This window comes from Mucispirillum schaedleri ASF457, assembly GCF_000487995.2.
GTDB lineage: Bacteria > Chrysiogenota > Deferribacteres > Deferribacterales > Mucispirillaceae > Mucispirillum > Mucispirillum schaedleri.
The window spans coordinates 2302647-2319768 of sequence record NZ_CP097562.1; the positions used below are offsets into that span (position 1 = coordinate 2302647).

The 17122-nt window shown below is 28.1% G+C and carries 11 protein-coding genes; all 11 read left to right on the plus strand.

Annotated elements, in window-relative coordinates:
• The 11 genes from N508_RS10720 to N508_RS10770 all read left to right on the plus strand — a co-directional run bounded on the left by N508_RS10720 (position 1) and on the right by N508_RS10770 (position 17118).
• Complete coding sequence (locus N508_RS10720; protein WP_251930631.1) at positions 1-1308, plus strand: hypothetical protein; 1308 nt, start codon at positions 1-3, stop codon at positions 1306-1308.
• Positions 1309-1353: 45 nt separating this feature from the next.
• Complete coding sequence (locus N508_RS10725; RefSeq protein ID WP_076654252.1) at positions 1354-1635, plus strand: hypothetical protein; 282 nt, start codon at positions 1354-1356, stop codon at positions 1633-1635.
• Between the two features lie 3 nt (positions 1636-1638).
• Positions 1639-3825 carry a DUF5675 family protein gene (locus N508_RS10730; protein WP_251930633.1) on the plus strand — a complete coding sequence of 729 codons (2187 nt, stop codon included), beginning with the start codon at positions 1639-1641 and terminating at the stop codon, positions 3823-3825.
• A 4-nt stretch (positions 3826-3829) separates the two neighbouring features.
• Positions 3830-5137 carry a hypothetical protein gene (locus N508_RS10735; protein WP_251930634.1) on the plus strand — a complete coding sequence of 436 codons (1308 nt, stop codon included), beginning with the start codon at positions 3830-3832 and terminating at the stop codon, positions 5135-5137.
• 159 nt (positions 5138-5296) lie between these two features.
• Positions 5297-7717, plus strand: a complete 2421-nt coding sequence (locus N508_RS10740) for a type VI secretion system tip protein TssI/VgrG (protein ID WP_251930636.1) — start codon at positions 5297-5299, stop codon at positions 7715-7717.
• Between the two features lie 7 nt (positions 7718-7724).
• Entirely contained in the window at positions 7725-11759 is a 4035-nt protein-coding gene (locus N508_RS10745) for a M23 family metallopeptidase (protein ID WP_251930638.1), read from the plus strand.
• Entirely contained in the window at positions 11756-12199 is a 444-nt protein-coding gene (locus N508_RS10750; protein ID WP_023275688.1) for a hypothetical protein, read from the plus strand. Before N508_RS10745 ends, N508_RS10750 begins: the two co-directional genes overlap by 4 nt.
• Before the next feature lie 12 nt (positions 12200-12211).
• The gene (locus tag N508_RS10755; protein ID WP_023275687.1) at positions 12212-12598 is read left to right on the plus strand and encodes a hypothetical protein; all 387 of its coding nucleotides are present in this window, start codon (positions 12212-12214) and stop codon (positions 12596-12598) included.
• A gap of 107 nt (positions 12599-12705) precedes the next feature.
• Entirely contained in the window at positions 12706-15435 is a 2730-nt protein-coding gene (locus N508_RS10760) for a DUF5675 family protein (protein ID WP_076654243.1), read from the plus strand.
• 5 nt (positions 15436-15440) lie between these two features.
• Positions 15441-16622, plus strand: a complete 1182-nt coding sequence (locus N508_RS10765; protein WP_023275676.1) for a hypothetical protein — start codon at positions 15441-15443, stop codon at positions 16620-16622.
• Between the two features lie 181 nt (positions 16623-16803).
• On the plus strand, positions 16804-17118 hold the full coding sequence (locus N508_RS10770; RefSeq protein ID WP_076654238.1) for a hypothetical protein: 315 nt from the start codon (positions 16804-16806) through the stop codon (positions 17116-17118).
• Positions 17119-17122: the final 4 nt, after the last annotated feature.

The window sequence follows — 17122 nt, forward strand, 5'->3', positions numbered from 1 at the left end:
ATGGTTACTTTTTATGAAGAATATAAGGGATACTATGTTATTTCCATAACCGATGACGATGAAGAAGGGTTTCCAAAAGACTTTAATATTACCCTTCCTAACAGATATAATGGTTTACCGAGTGTTATTTCCTATGGGTATGTTGATTTAAAGAAAAGTGAAGATATAGGTAAAAATACTTATTATGAAGAAATAACGCGATATTATGCAGTTAGACATAACTCAATGAAGGTCAAGGGTATGCTGCGTATAACAAGGGATTTGACCTTAACAAAAGATAACAGCCAGATTCATATGATGCTGTTTTTAGATAAAAACACCCCAAAGGAATATTTATTTTCTGTTAAAACTGAAAAACCAATGTCGTTAATAGAACTAGATGAGAAGGGTTTTGCTCTTACAACTACATGGTATGTCCGAAGCCCATATGAAAATGACAGAAGTAACCAAAAGTTATTAAAAACATTATTATCTGAAAAAGAATATGCTTCGTTTATGAGTAAAAGATTTTCCTGCACATATGCAGCAGTGGAGTGTGAAATATCCGATTTTATGTCTACAACATTTTATTCTACTTCTCTTGATTATCAGGACCAAGAATTTTATACGGATAAATACTCCATAGGTAACGATATATCAATCAAAGCTGAATATTTTTTAGGTAACAAACCATTTCATGACATAATATCAGGTGGCGAAGCATTTATGCTTACATATAAACATGCATTAATGAAGAATTATAAAGTAATAGGAAGATATGATGTATCTATATATATGAGCAATAAATATAACGAGGACTATTTTTATTCGTCGTATGCTAAAAACGGTGTTTTAGCATTACCGTGTTCAAATGATAAATATATCAATGTAAGAGAAAAACCCAATAAAGACGGAAGAATAATTCTTAAAATTGCAAATGTTTTAGAAATGTTTTATTTACCTGTGTATAACAGAGAAAGGAATGTAGTAGATAGGTTTTATGAAAGAGAAACCGAAATTAATAAGATTTCAAGCAGGAGCAAAGAAGAGCAAATAAAATTAATGCAATATAAAATATATCCGATATTTGTGAATGATATATTGAAAGGAGACTGGTGCAAAGTAACTATTTATAAATCAAAATATATGTTTAATTTTACATCAGGTATAGGTTCGCCAGAGGTTATTCATGCAGGCAATATAGAGGATATTCATAATTTGCGTAAGAAGATAGTATATTCTCATGATGAAGTATTTTTAATGAATGGCTATATTCATGCTTCCCAGTTACATCCAATTTCGGTAATTAGGGTAAAAGATACAGTATAATTTTTAATATATATAATATAGTTTTTTATGGGGGGGCGATTGCTTATGTCATCATCTAATCAAGTATCTGAGTTAGTCTTTACAGGCAGGGAAATAGATAACTATAAATGCCGAGTAGTAGAAGCCAGGATATTAGAGCGTTTAGATTATCCCTTTGAAATAGAGTGTATATGCTATTATGAAGGCATAAGCAACGAGCCTAATGAAAGAACAGGTGTAAGTAATCTAATAGATAGAAATATTCGTCTTTATTTGAACGACCCATCCTATACCAATGATAAAAATCGTCCATTACAAAGTAAACTTTTTATAGGATGTGGAGAATAAAAGATGTCAGAAAAATCTGAAAATTATGAATTACAATTTGTAATTAAAGACCATATGACTAATGAACCGATTACATCAGCAACAATACAGTTATATTCTAAAGAAGATAGTTCCTTTAAAAAAGAAATTACCATATCAACGGTTGAGGGGACAGGTACAATAAGTATAGAAGCAAAAGATGCAAGAAAGAAACTATATATAAAATTATTGAATAATGATAATTACTATTCTACACCGTATCCAGACGAGCATCTTCCTACATATGCAATATGTTATCGCAGAGGCAAAATACAGCAAGTCAGATTTCTCCCAAAAAGTGTTATTGTAGGTGTTTTAAAGGCTTATGGTAAGCCAATTACTTCATTGTTCAGCAGTGAATCGGAATATTTATCTAATAGTTCGTTTGAAACAATAACAATATCCAAAGAACAAACAATCACTTTAAAAGCATTTTTAATATCTAATAAAACATCAAGCGGTAAAGTAAATAATAATAAAAGATATTTTTTGAATAACAGCGTAACAGAAGAACAGATTTCAGAAAGTATACATTGGGCGTTTAGTATAACGAATAAGGTTTCTGGATTTTCAAAGAATAGTCCTGTAGATATTGAGTCTTTATCATCAAACGGAGTATTTAACAGCATTGAAGAAATAAATGATAATACAAATATCTATAAATTAATGAAATCTGGTGAAGAGATAACGGGTCATACAATAAATTTTACTTTATCCGATATAATGTCAGAATCACTGTTAAGATATAATGAATTATTTGACAACTATTATATTGTGTTTTATGCATATGCATTACTGGATGATGCTAAAGAGGCGGTATTGTATTATAATTCCTACACAGATGGATTACCGTTAATAGAGTTGAAACTGGTGTTGAATAAATATTCTATGTTATTTGACGGCTATAATTTGGAATTATATGAAAATGGTAAATATATAGATGGCTATGATGCAAGATTAACCAATAATGGTGCTTTAGTTAAAGATATATTTAGTGTATCCAATAGTGTTAATGTATATGGTTTGGATAATTTATATAGATGTGAAGCAAAATTAGTATCTAAGATGGTAGATAATGAGCTTCGCAGAGTGCTGTATTTAAGAGCATATTCAACATCAAATGAATCAAATGATGAAGCTGCTGATTTTATAGTAGATAATATAAATTTAATTGATTTGGAAAATCAGTTGAACACAAAAAAATCTAAAGAGAATATATATAATAAAGTGATACATATCTCATCAATAGACTATATAAAGTTATGGCATAAAATTCAGTTTCAAAATGATATATTAGTCAAATTTATGTATCAACCAAGATATGTAATAGAAGTAACAAGATATAAAGAAGTGTATAATGATGATTTATTGGATAATTATATTAAAAAACGCTTTGGAGCAACATATGGAGTATTTGCAGTTTATGTATATATTAATGGAGAAAAGTTTTTATTTGACAGTATAATAGATGTTTATAATAATTATGCAGTGCATCATAATGAACAAATAGATGCATATAATGAAGAAATTATGAAAAAATATCCACAAGATTATACAAGTAAATTAAAACCCAATTCATTAAAAAAGACTGTTATCAAAGATAAAAAAGTAAGTAAAAGTATTATAGGTATTATAGAAGACTATATTAAAGATATGAGTAATCATGTATTTATAAAATCTGATATGCGTAAAAAAAATTTACAAGATAACAACAGTTATGCTTTATTAACATACGGAGGCTACACAATGGAGCCATCTGGACCAGATACTATAACAGAGGAGGTAAAACGCAGAATACCAGAAGGGCATTATAAGGGAATTTTTCATTATAGTGAACCTCCATACAAGAAAAATACCTTGAACTTATATAACGATACCGTTCATTCCAGCAGATATATTTTACTTCATGCCGGAGGCCGTTATATTGAGTTTACTACAGGATGTGTTCTTATATCAAGAGAATCATATGAAACGGGAAATAACTATACAAGTAAGGATTTAAGAGGAGATATTGAATACGAAACTCCAACAATGAATATACTAAAATCATTAGATATTTTATACACAGCGATTTATGAGCATCATGTCAGCAATGGGCAGAATCTTCACTATGAAACAGATTTATCAAAATATATTTCATGTGTTATAAGAAATAAAATAAACAGGGGGTAAGACCATGGTTACTTTTTATGAAGAATATAAGGGATACTATGTTATTTCCATAACCGATGACGATGAAGAAGGGTTTCCAAAAGACTTTAATATTACCCTTCCTAATAGATATAATGGTTTACCGAGTGTTATTTCCTATGGGTATGTTGATTTAAAGAAAAGTGAAGATATAGGTAAAAATACTTATTATGAAGAAATAACGCGATATTATGCAGTTAGACATAACTCAATGAAGGTCAAGGGTATGCTGCGTATAACAAGGGATTTGACCTTAACAAAAGATAACAGCCAGATTCATATGATGCTGTTTTTAGATAAAAACACCCCAAAGGAATATTTATTTTCTGTTAAAACTGAAAAACCAATGTCGTTAATAGAACTAGATGAGAAGGGTTTTGCTCTTACAACTACATGGTATGTCCGAAGCCCATATGAAAATGACAGAAGTAACCAAAAGTTATTAAAAACATTATTATCTGAAAAAGAATATGCTTCGTTTATGAGTAAAAGATTTTCCTGCACATATGCAGCAGTGGAGTGTGAAATATCCGATTTTATGTCTACAACATTTTATTCTACTTCCCTTGATTATCAGGACCAAGAATTTTATACTGATAAATACTCCATAGGTAACGATATATCAATCAAAGCTGAATATTTTTTAGGTAACAAACTATTTCATGGCATAATATCAGGTGGCGAAGCATTTATGCTTACATATAAACATGCATTAATGAAGAATTATAAAGTAATAGGAAGATATGATGTATCTATATATATGAGCAATAAATATAACGAGGACTATTTTTATTCGTCGTATGCTAAAAACGGTGTTTTAGCATTACCGTGTTCAAATGATAAATACATCAATGTAAGAGAAAAACCCAATAAAGATGGAAGAATAATTCTTAAAATTGCAAATGTTTTAGAAATGTTTTATTTACCTGTGTATAACAGAGAAAGGAATGTAGTAGATAGGTTTTATGAAAGTGAAACCAAAATTAATAAGATTTCAAGCAGGAGCAAAGAAGAGCAAATAAAATTAATGCAGTATAAAATATATCCGATATTTGTGAATGATATATTGAAAGGAGACTGGTGCAAAGTAACTATTTATAAATCAAAATATATGTTTAATGTTTCATCAGCTATGAGTATGCCAGAGGTCACTCATGCAGGCAATATAGAGGATATTCATAATTTGCGTAAGAAGATAGTATATTCTCATGATGAAGTATTTTTAATGAATGGCTATATTCATGCTTCCCAGTTACATCCAATTTCGGTAATTAGGGTAAAAGATACAGTATAATTTTTAATATATATAATATAATTTTTTTAAACATTTATGGTAATTTTTTGATAAAATAATATATTATATTTTTTAAATATAGATATATATTGAATAATCATATATCATTATCAATAAATCGCACACATAAATTTCAGTTATGGGGGGGGGTGATTGCTTATGTCATCATCTAATCAAGTATCAGAGTTAATCTTTACAGGCAGGGAAATAGATAACTATAAATTCCGAGTAGTAGAAGCCAGGATATTAGAGCGTTTAGATTATCCCTTTGAAATAGAGTGTATATGCTATTATGAAGGTATAAGCAACGAGCCTGATGAAAAAACTGGTGTAAGTAATTTAATAGATAGAAATATTCGTCTTTATTTGAACGACCCATCCTATACCAATAATAAAAATCGTCCACTACAAAGTAAACTTTTTATAGGAGTAGTAAGTGAGATAATTTATTTAGGCAATAAGGAACTTCCGTCCAATTATTCTACAAATAATAAATATTATTACCGTTTTAAATTAAATTCCCAGTTAATAAGATTAAGTTATAATAGAGCATACAGAATATATAACAATAAAAGTGTGTTAGAAGTATTAAATCATTTATTTGAAAGGTCAAGAGGACCAATAACCGTTCAGATAGATTTTTCGCGAGTTCAGAATTATTTTCCAGTAGAAGAGTATATAACCCAGTATAATGAAAGTGATTTAGATTTTTTATTACGACTATGCAGCAGATATGGTATATATATCTCTGAAAGTGATAAAGGCATTAATTTTTATGATTCAGTATATAAGGCAGATTTCAGCACAAGTAATAATGAATATGTTAATGAAGAAGTAAGTAAACATGTAATGTATCCTTATAACCCATCCAGTGATAATTATTTATCAAGCCACTGTATATCAAGCATAGAGTATGGAATAAGAGGAAGAAACTTATGGAGTATCTTCAGCACATCAGAATCCAGTAACCCATCAAGACATCAAGCAGGTATCAGTGAAAATTACTGGGATACAAGGGAGATAGATAACCGAGATAAAGTAACAACTTATGCATCAAATATAAATAATTATCACCCAAGTTTTACTAATATAAATTATCAAAATGGTTTACAGTTTCAAGCCACATTAAATGTATTAAGTAATCATATAGAATCATTGAATATAAAAGCCAGAAGCAATATATTAGAGTTAAATACCAATGATGTAATAACGATAACTAATATAGAGGGCAGAGAATCAAGTTATAAGATAATCGGTATAGTTCATTATTATCATGATAAAAGTGAGCAGGGCGGCAGAATATTAGAGCATGAGCCGTCTTTATATTCGATGTATAGCAATGAATTATCATTAATCCCCAATACAATGCCTTATGCAATGAAAGTAATAGAGAAACCACGAGCTTTAGGTATTACGACAGGAGTAGTAACAGGCAATAGTGAAGATATAAACAGTGAAAGAAACAGTATAGTAGTAGATGATTATGGCAGAGTAAGAGTTCAGTTTGCCAGTAATGTTGTTCAGGGCAGATATGATGAGGAAGTATTCAGCGGCAAATATTTATTTACACACAGCTGTTATTTAAGATATACCAGCCCTGCTGCCAGCAGCCATTCAGGATTTATCTCAGTTCCTCGTGTAGGAGATGAGGTAGTGGTAAGTTTTATAGACGGCGACCCCGACAGGCCAATAATCACAGGCAGTTTATATAATCATGAAACTCCATCACTTATTCAAAATGAGATACTGGTGAATAAACATAAGACATCTTTATCCTCAAAAACAGTGGGATTAAATGAGAGAGGCAGAAATGAGCTTACAATGAGTAATCTTCCTAATAGTGAAGAAATCTATTTGAAAGCAGAAAGGGATTATAAAGAGTTAGTGCAGAATGACTATGAGCAGAGTATCTTAAATAACAAGACAAGCAAAGTAAGCGGCAGTCATAATGAAAGTATATTACAGTCACATATCCAGAATATAGCAGGTTTAAAAGATGTGAATGTAGGCGGCGAATATTTAACAGTAGTAGCATTAAGCAAGGATACAGCAGTAGGGTTATCTAATACCTTAAATGTGGGTGCAGAAAATACACTTCGTGTAGCAGGAGACAGCAAAGAATTTATAAGCGGCGATAAGATAGTTGAAATAGAGGGCGATATAAAAGAAAGCTATCTAAGTGATTGTATAAAAACAGTGTCAAGAAATGTAGAAGAAACAGTCCAAGGCAGTATAGACCAGACATGCAAAGGAGGTATTAATATATCAAGCAAAAATCATTATGATGTAACCTGCGAGCATGATATGGACTTATACAGTAAACAGAATGTAACTATAACATCAGATGAGCATACAAGTTTAGTATCAGATTCAATGAATATGGAGATAAATGCATCATGCGATATTGCTGCACAGGAATTTAATATTAATACCCATTCGTCATTTATAATAAATATAGGCGATGATGCCAGTATCACATCAGACGGCAGTAGTATGACATTTAAAATCAGCGAAGTAGAACTATTGCTGGACAGCGAAGGACTTACATTAAATAAGGGTAAGTTTAATATTAAAAAATAGGTGTGATATGAGCAGCCAAGAAAATAATCATCAGAATGATAATCAGTTATTAATAGATTTTATAAAAGATACATATACGATAGAATCTAATAAACATTTATTTATTTGTATTCCATATCTTATTAATGGTTTATCTGGCTATGAAGGAACATACAAGCATAGCCTATCTGCTAATGGCATAGAGTTAATATCCTCATCAGAACAAAAGACTCAAAACCAAAATGAACAAAAAGGTAAGGCTGTTCAGGAATATATAGATAAAGATGATTTATTTAATATACTTAAATATAAAGTTTTTAATAGTATGCAAATACCATTATATCGTTTCAATATAACAGATAATACAAAAATAGAAAGTTTTTTTTTAGACCTTATAAAAGAGTATAAAAAATCATTTAATAACTTAATAGAAAATCAAAAAGATTATAAATATTTATATTCTTTACTTAAAAATATTAAAGAAAGTGATTATTCATTTTATATACCATTATTATCACTATATTATTATGAAAATAAATTTTTAACTAATTATGGTGATGGTCGTAAATTTATAAATTTATTTGTGGAAGACTATAATTCATTAGATGTATTTAAAGCTCGTAAATATGAAAATACTTATAATGATAACCGTTTTTTTATGTGGTTTTATGTAAGATATTATGTAAATAGAACATTTCCAAATAATAGTATTAAGAAAGCCAAAAATAATATCCTTAAATACTATCCGCGAATAAAGGAAGCTGCATTATTAGGTATATGTGATAAAAATAAACTACAAGAAGATAAAGATAAGACACTTTTTAATGCATGTATAGATATATTTCAGGTTTTAAATTTTACATTTTCTGATTTATTTACAGGAACTAATTTTGATTTAGGTATTTATAAAACAAATAAAAATGCAACATGTTATGAAATTATAAAAGATAGTTATGGTAAGCAGGTAGATAAATTATCAAAAGAAGTAACATTTTCTGAAAATATAAAAAGTAATTTATTAACAATTTCAGATACAGGCGGCACAAAGCAGAAAGAAGAAAATGAGATATTAGATTGTAATAGTATTGATACAATATTAAATCCTTTTAAAGATTATATTGTAAGCAAAATAAAACCAAAGTTAGATGAAGATTGGCAGGGTTATATAGGTAAATTAGATATTACAAATATATTTGCAACAATTAACCCAAATTTTTATTCATTTAAAAAGGGAGTTAATAAGTATAAATCAGAATATTATGAAGAAAGGGTTGTATTATTATTTGTTAAATTAAATAACATTATCCAAATGCGTTTTGATGATATATTAGAAAGTGGAGCAAAAATAGTTTTTGTATTTTATAGTTATAATGAAGCAGATGATAAGAATTATATTAGTAAGCATGGGAAAGAACCAAACTATACAATAAATTTTTCAGGAATGAGAAATGATAATGTAAGGTTTATATATTATGATGAAGAAGATAATAAATTTACTTTATTATCTGGGGAACTTAAAGAAACTGGAAATAATGGAGATAACAATATCTATTTTTTTGAGAGTTCTGATTTTTCGGCACAATTTAGTTTAGTTTCCAGTTATCTAAAATTTTATATTGATAAGTTTCAATTTCTTTTTTTATCTTATAATGATGTACATTCAGATGATAGTACAAAAGGAGCGGGAAATATAACATGTATTTCTGAAGAATGTGCCAATCAGCAGGTGCATACTAAACAATGTGAAGGAGAGATTAAGGTATCATTAACATTAACAGGTAAGAAAGAAACAATATCCCAGCTTAAAGATTTACCAGTATATATGTATATAGATTATTCTAAAGAAATAATAGACAGCACCATAACATTATCAGATGAGTTAACAGCAAAAGCAGATTTTGGCTTTAAAGCAGAAAGTAAAAGCAATCTTAGTTTAAGATTTAGTTTTTATAAGAGTTTATATAATACGACAAAGACAGGAAATGAAATAGAAACTCTTTCTCACTCATTGCATATAGATAAAGGTTATTCTGGTTCATATGAATTCAATGATAAATTTAATGCAAAGTATTTTCCAGATATAATAGAAATAACAGGAATAAAGCTGCTGTCATATAATGATAAAAGTCTGGAAATATTATTATTAAGTAATGTAAAAAATACAGATAAAAAATCTACCAAAATATTAAAATATATCAAATGGAAGTTTTTTGTTACAGATAATGTAGTAGATGATAAGGCAGTAGAAAAGACTGCAGGATTATCTAATAAGTCTATTACTATATATGACTTAGATGATAAAATATATAATAATAGTATCGTATCAGGTAATAAATTAAAATTATACTATACAGATAAATTTCTTGAATTGTATAATACTGTAATCCAAAATCAAAACAGCAGTAAATCTCTAGTATTGTATCCGTATATTGCATACAGTGAACTTAATATTAACAAACAAAATGAAGAATATTTAAAACATGCACTCGTTATAAGAAACAGTGGAGTTAATAAATTTACAGGAGTATTGTCAGTTACAATTTCAGAAGTAAAGTCTGATGAGCATGGCATATATATAGAGTTGGAAGCACATCATAATAGTAAGCTTGTTACTCCGCAAATCAATGATGTTAAATGGGGATATTTAATATTAGATAAAGCAGGTATTTTGTTTGAAAAAGACAAGATAGTTCCAATGAAAGAAATTAGTAAAAAAATAAAAGTATATTATACTGAAGCATGGTATGATAAATATATCTATTTTTTCCCATATTATAAAAGTATAGATACAAATATTTATGCCTTATGGCATATAGAGCAGCCAGTAAGTTTAAAATTTAATGGAGAGAGATTGGAAATATTGTCTAATCAAGTAAAAGAAGGCAGTTTTCAACATTATATAAAAGAAAATTATCAATCATGCATATTACCAGCAAAAGAGCCAGAGCAGGAAAAAGTTATAGATATTTTTCCAAAAACTGATAAAATGGCAGAAGGAGAGTATTATATATTATTAGATGAAATAGAAAATAGTATAATCCCCGTTTACAAACCTATTCCTGTATGTTATGATACCCATGATGGTTTTACATTTTCAAAAACTGAAAATACAATATCTAAATATCAGCTTCTTGGAGGCGGTAAATCTATATATTTATTTAATGAATATCAGGAGTTTGTATTAAAACTGAAAGAAATTATAAAAAATAAATATAATAATAAACTTTATACTTATCAAGGTAAAACACCGATAAAGCTGGAAGTGAAATATAGTAAAGACTGGCATGACCCATTGGATAAAATGGAGATATGTTTATTTTCACAAGGTGGACATTATAAGCCATGGAACGCATCATTTGGTGAAACACGAGAAAATATTCCAGAAGGTGAAAAAGACTATGCTCCACGTGATCATACTGGTGTAGATTTATTTGCACCAATAGGTATGCCTGTTTATGCATGTTTAGATGGTGTATATCATATAGTGGGTAAAAAATATGGAACAGCATATCTTGTTGTAGATAAGGATGAAATTGAAACACTAAAAAATATGTATAATAAGAATTATAAAATAATATATAATTATGCAGGTAACCCATATAATTATAATGTAAAAACTTTAAAAGGAGAGTTATTGTTTGGTAGTCAATTTAATATTAATAGTCCTAACTTTGTAATTAGATATCAACATTTAAGCTCTTTTGAGAGTAAATTAAATGGAAAACATGTTAAACGAGGAACAATTATTGGTAGAACAGGAATAACGGGAGCAGGTGATAACAATTATGGACCACACCTTCATTTTGAAATAGGAAATTCAGCAGGTACTGGACTTAATGATAAAGCAAATCCTGCAGCTTTTGTGAACATAAAATTTCCTGAAAATGTATTTACAAAAGATACATTAGTTAAATTAAAAGGAGGAAAAAGTAATGCAGACTTAATGAATGATGTTAATTATTTAAAATTGATATATCCATATTTTAAAGAACAGGTTGAATACTTGTTAAAAATAGCTAAGAGAAATGATTTATTGCTAAAAATAACGGGAGGTAGTGTATGAGAAGCTTAATTATATTTTTTATTCTACTTATACCAGCAAGTTTATTTGCTCAGTCAAATATTCTTAATTTTAAAATAGAATCTAATAACACTTATGTTGCAGAAGTGAAATCAGGTGTTGGTTCAATTCAAGATGCTTATGATTTGTTTTTAAAGTATGCAGAAAATAAGGTTAAAACAGATAATAACTTAATACCTTTTGCAAGAATACAGTTAAAACATGGAACTTATAAAGTAGTAGTATTAAATGACGCAATTTATAGATTAATTGAAAGCGATGGTAACAGCGTTAAAATAACTGGAAAAACAATAAATAATACATACTTGGAATCGGATGAAGCTACTAATTGTCAGTATAATAACAAATGCAGCACTATAACTGAGCTTGTTATAACAAAAAAAGGCAGTGGTTATAAATATTTATTAAAATATATTAAGTAGGGAGAGTAGATTATGTCAAATAAACTGTTAATATTTGTATATTCATTTATGTTCATATTTTGTATAAACCAGTTTAGCTATGCTGTTACTTTTGAAGAAAAAAAACATCCAGAAAGTGACCAATTTGAATATATAGCTGTTTTTAAGAATACTAATATAGATAAAGTTTATGATGAGCTAATATTTAATACAGATAGTGTAGTTCAAGGTGAATTTAAAGGTGGCATTGTAGAAATTATTGGCATGTTTAAAGACCCTGTTGAAGAAGGTGCTCGATATTATGTTTCTCATGATGGTCAAAAAGCTGTTATTGCAGTATCTCCATATGAATTTTCCTTTTCTATAACACTTACTCAAAGTGGGCAGGATGTTTCTGTATCAATCAGCAGAGGTTACTGATTTGAGTATATTGATATAAACTATTGATTTATTGACTTTTCCAAGCCTGTATATGCTTAACAGGCTTGGGAAGAAAAAATAAATTATCTATTAATATGTTTATATAAATGCAGGTAATAGAGCGAATTAAAATAAACGATATATTAGATTGCAGTGGAGCCAAACTCATTTTATTATTTTATGGTTACAGTGAAACAGACAATAAGAATTATTTTATTAATCATGGAATAGAATCTAACTATACAATAAATTTTGCATTAATGAGAAATGACAATGTAAGGTTTATATATTATGATGAAGAAGATAATAAATTTACTTTATTATCTGGGGAACTTAAAGAAACTGGAAATAATGGAGATAACAATATCTATTTTTTTGAGAGTTCTGATTTTTCGGCACAATTTAGTTTAGTTTCCAGTTATCTAAAATTTTATATTGATAAGTTTCAATTTCTTTTTTTATCTTATAATGATGTACATTCAGATGATAGTACAAAAGGAGCGGGAAATATAACATGTATTTCTGAAGAATGTGCCAATCAGCAGGTGCATACTAAACAATGTGAAGGAGAGATTAAGGTATCATTAACATTAACAGGTAAAAAAGCAATAATATCTCAGCTTCAAGATTTGCCAGTATATATGTATATAGATTATTCTAAAGAAATAATAGACAGCACCATAACATTATCAGATGATGTAACAGCAAAAGCAGAGTTTGGCTTTAAAGCAGAAAGTAAAAGTAATCTTAGTTTAAGATTTAGTTTTTATAAGAGTTTATATAATACGACAAAGACAGGAAATGAAATAGAAACTCTTTCCCACTCATTGCATATAGATAAAGGTTATTCTGGTTCATATGAATTCAATGATAAATTTAATGCAAAGTATTTTCCAGATATAATAGAAATAACAGGAATAAAGCTGCTGTCATATAATGATAAAAGTCTGGAAATATTATTATTAAGTAATGTAAAAAATACAGATAAAAAATCTACCAAAATATTAAAATATATCAAATGGAAGTTTTTTGTTACAGACAATGTAGTAGATGATAGGGCAGTAGAAAAGACTGCAGGATTATCTAATAAGTCTATTACTATATATGACTTAGATGATAAAATATATAATAATAGTATCGTATCAGGTAATAAATTAAAATTATACTATACAGATAAATTTCTTGAATTGTATAATACTGTAATCCAAAATCAAAACAGCAGTAAATCTCTAGTATTGTATCCGTATATTGCATACAGTGAACTTAATATTAACAAACAAAATGAAGAATATTTAAAACATGCACTCGTTATAAGAAACAGTGGAGTTAATAAATTTACAGGAGTATTGTCAGTTACAATTTCAGAAGTAAAGTCTGATGAGCATGGCATATATATAGAGTTGGAAGCACATCATAATAGTAAGCTTGTTACTCCGCAAATCAATGATGTTAAATGGGGATATTTAATATTAGATAAAGCAGGTATTTTGTTTGAAAAAGACAAGATAGTTCCAATGAAAGAAATTAGTAAAAAAATAAAAGTATATTATACTGAAGCATGGTATGATAAATATATCTATTTTTTCCCATATTATAAAAGTATAGATACAAATATTTATGCCTTATGGCATATAGAGCAGCCAGTAAGTTTAAAATTTAATGGAGAGAGATTGGAAATATTGTCTAATCAAGTAAAAGAAGGCAGTTTTCAACATTATATAAAAGAAAATTATCAATCATGCATATTACCAGCAAAAGAGCCAGAGCAGGAAAAAGTTATAGATATTTTTCCAAAAACTGATAAAATGGCAGAAGGAGAGTATTATATATTATTAGATGAAATAGAAAATAGTATAATCCCCGTTTACAAACCTATTCCTGTATGTTATGATACCCATGATGGTTTTACATTTTCAAAAACTGAAAATACAATATCTAAATATCAGCTTCTTGGAGGCGGTAAATCTATATATTTATTTAATGAATATCAGGAGTTTGTATTAAAACTGAAAGAAATTATAAAAAATAAATATAATAATAAACTTTATACTTATCAAGGTAAAACACCGATAAAATTGGAAGTGAAATATAGTAATATATTAATATTAAATATATTGCGTATATGTGAATTTAGACCAGAAAATTTACATGGCGAGCATTGGACAACAATAAGTAGATTTGAACTTCGTCAAGGTAATAAAATAGTAAAAAATATTGCCGGTAAAGAAATAAAGGGATATATGATAGAACCAGCATCTTTTAATAAAAATTCAGATGTTCAGGCAGAATATCAACAAATTACCTCATCAACTGATACTTGTGTCCCACCAGGTCAATATAAAATTTTTTGGAGAACTAGTAAAAAATTTTATTTTCATGTCTCTGAACATGCACAGTTGAAAGAATTAGTTAATAGTTTAGGTATTAAATATATAGATAATAAAGTTAACATTGTTCCAGAGATATATAACGAAGAGTATGGTATTTCTGCAAATACAAAAATTCATGGAAATAAAGGACAGAATCGTAGTGCAATCTTAATTCATTCTGGTAATAGAGGTTCAGAGTCAACAGGTTGTTTACTACCTAATCAAGAATTATATTCAGATATAGAGTATGAAGATGATATGATAGCCCGTTCATCGCATCCAATGCTTAAAAGTTTGTTTTATGCTATTATTCAACATGACACATATGCATTTAAACAATATGACCAAAAAAAATTTGTCAATGATTTTTTTGTTAATATATCAAATAATGGTAGTAATTCTATTCCAGTTTATACAACAACAAAATCTTTTAATGATTTTTTAATAAATGAACTTGTAAAGGAGTAAGGATAATGTGTAAATTTTTAATTTTTTTTATTTTAATTTTAAACCCATTTTTTATGTATGCACAAGAGTGTGAAGATGAGGGGGACAGTTTAGAGAAGAGTTTAGTAGTAAGATCTGATTTTGCTAAAAGAAATGGTTATACAGAAATATCAAGGCAAGATGTATCTGATACTTTTAAAAAGTTTTTTCCACATGATAGGTATTTTTACACAGATAAGGGATATTATTATAAAAAATCAATAAATAAACTTAGGGCAGAATTAGTAATCAGTGCCCTTTATTGTGGAGTGAATAATACAATTCTTATAAATTGTTCTGATAAGGATTATTCTGTATTACTTGCTCTTAAAGGTGATAATGTGTTTAGAGGATATTATGCTATGAATTATGGCTTATTTTTAGAACCTAATAGTTATAATATGCTTGAAAAGTCAATACCAAATCTTACTCAACGATTAAACAAAGAAACAGTACTTGTTATTCCAGTAGAAATTGACATTTATGATGTGTATGTAAATATGTTAACCGGTGGTGTTTTTTCATTAAAAAATCTTCGTATTTTAGATAAAAAAGAAATTGATGATTATTCTTTTAGACAGTCAAAGGTAGAATATGATATTGTTAAAATTTTATCTTCATCATTTAATTTACCGGGATATTTACCTATATATACAAGATCAAAAGATTTCTATGTTAATATGAGAAAAGAGCCAAATTCTAATTCAGAAGTTGTAGCTCAAATACTTACATTTTTTCCACTGGAAGATAAGTATATTAGAGATATAGACTTTGTGGATGAAAAAAATCGTACTGAAACAAGTTGTAATTATCCACATCAAGGTAAAGATAAACAAGTAGCATCAAGGGAATACCGTAATTATTTTGATTATGGAGTTGATAGATATGGTACTTTGTTTCCGTATCATACTTACACTAAGGATTGGTATAAAAAAATATCCGATTTTGCAGAAAAGAATAAACAAATCAAGTATATTGATCTTATACCAAGAGTAGAAGATATGATGTTTCTGAAATATGATACGGAGAGAATATACCTTTTTACAGAAGGACTTCCTGTTAATGGGTGGTATAAAGTATTTTATATAAAAAACGATAACGATTTTTTAATAAATGATAATAGAGTTTATGGCTATATTCATAAAAGCCAACTTTCATGGGGATATTGAAAAATTTAGTTTATTTCATTATAAATCCTGTATATGCTTAATATATGTGTCAATACCATAGAAATTTTGTATATTAATAAAAATTAACTTTATTCCAAGCCTGTAACTATCTATCAGGCTTGGGAGAAAAAATAAATTAGCTACTAATATGTTTATATAAAAGCAAGCAATAATAAAGGATATGTTAAATAATAATAAAGAAAATAATTGCAACAGATATATGGACTTATACAGTAAACAGAATGTAACTATAACATCAGATGAGCATACAAGTTTAGTATCAGATTCAATGAATATGGAGATAAATACATCATGCGATATTGCTGCACAGGAATTTAATATTAATACCCATTCGTCATTTATAATAAATATAGGCGATGATGCCAGTATCACATCAGACGGCAGTAGTATGACATTTAAAATCAGCGAAGTAGAACTATTGCTGGACAGCGAAGGCCTTACATTAAATAAGGGTAAGTTTAATATTAAAAAATAGGTGT

Coding starts and splice junctions, on each gene's coding strand:
- N508_RS10720 (WP_251930631.1), top strand. CDS start 1: ATGGTTACTTTTTATGAAGAATATAAGGGATACTATGTTATTTCCATA.
- N508_RS10725 (WP_076654252.1), top strand. CDS start 1,354: ATGTCATCATCTAATCAAGTATCTGAGTTAGTCTTTACAGGCAGGGAA.
- N508_RS10730 (WP_251930633.1), top strand. CDS start 1,639: ATGTCAGAAAAATCTGAAAATTATGAATTACAATTTGTAATTAAAGAC.
- N508_RS10735 (WP_251930634.1), top strand. CDS start 3,830: ATGGTTACTTTTTATGAAGAATATAAGGGATACTATGTTATTTCCATA.
- N508_RS10740 (WP_251930636.1), top strand. CDS start 5,297: ATGTCATCATCTAATCAAGTATCAGAGTTAATCTTTACAGGCAGGGAA.
- N508_RS10745 (WP_251930638.1), top strand. CDS start 7,725: ATGAGCAGCCAAGAAAATAATCATCAGAATGATAATCAGTTATTAATA.
- N508_RS10750 (WP_023275688.1), top strand. CDS start 11,756: ATGAGAAGCTTAATTATATTTTTTATTCTACTTATACCAGCAAGTTTA.
- N508_RS10755 (WP_023275687.1), top strand. CDS start 12,212: ATGTCAAATAAACTGTTAATATTTGTATATTCATTTATGTTCATATTT.
- N508_RS10760 (WP_076654243.1), top strand. CDS start 12,706: ATGCAGGTAATAGAGCGAATTAAAATAAACGATATATTAGATTGCAGT.
- N508_RS10765 (WP_023275676.1), top strand. CDS start 15,441: ATGTGTAAATTTTTAATTTTTTTTATTTTAATTTTAAACCCATTTTTT.
- N508_RS10770 (WP_076654238.1), top strand. CDS start 16,804: ATGTTAAATAATAATAAAGAAAATAATTGCAACAGATATATGGACTTA.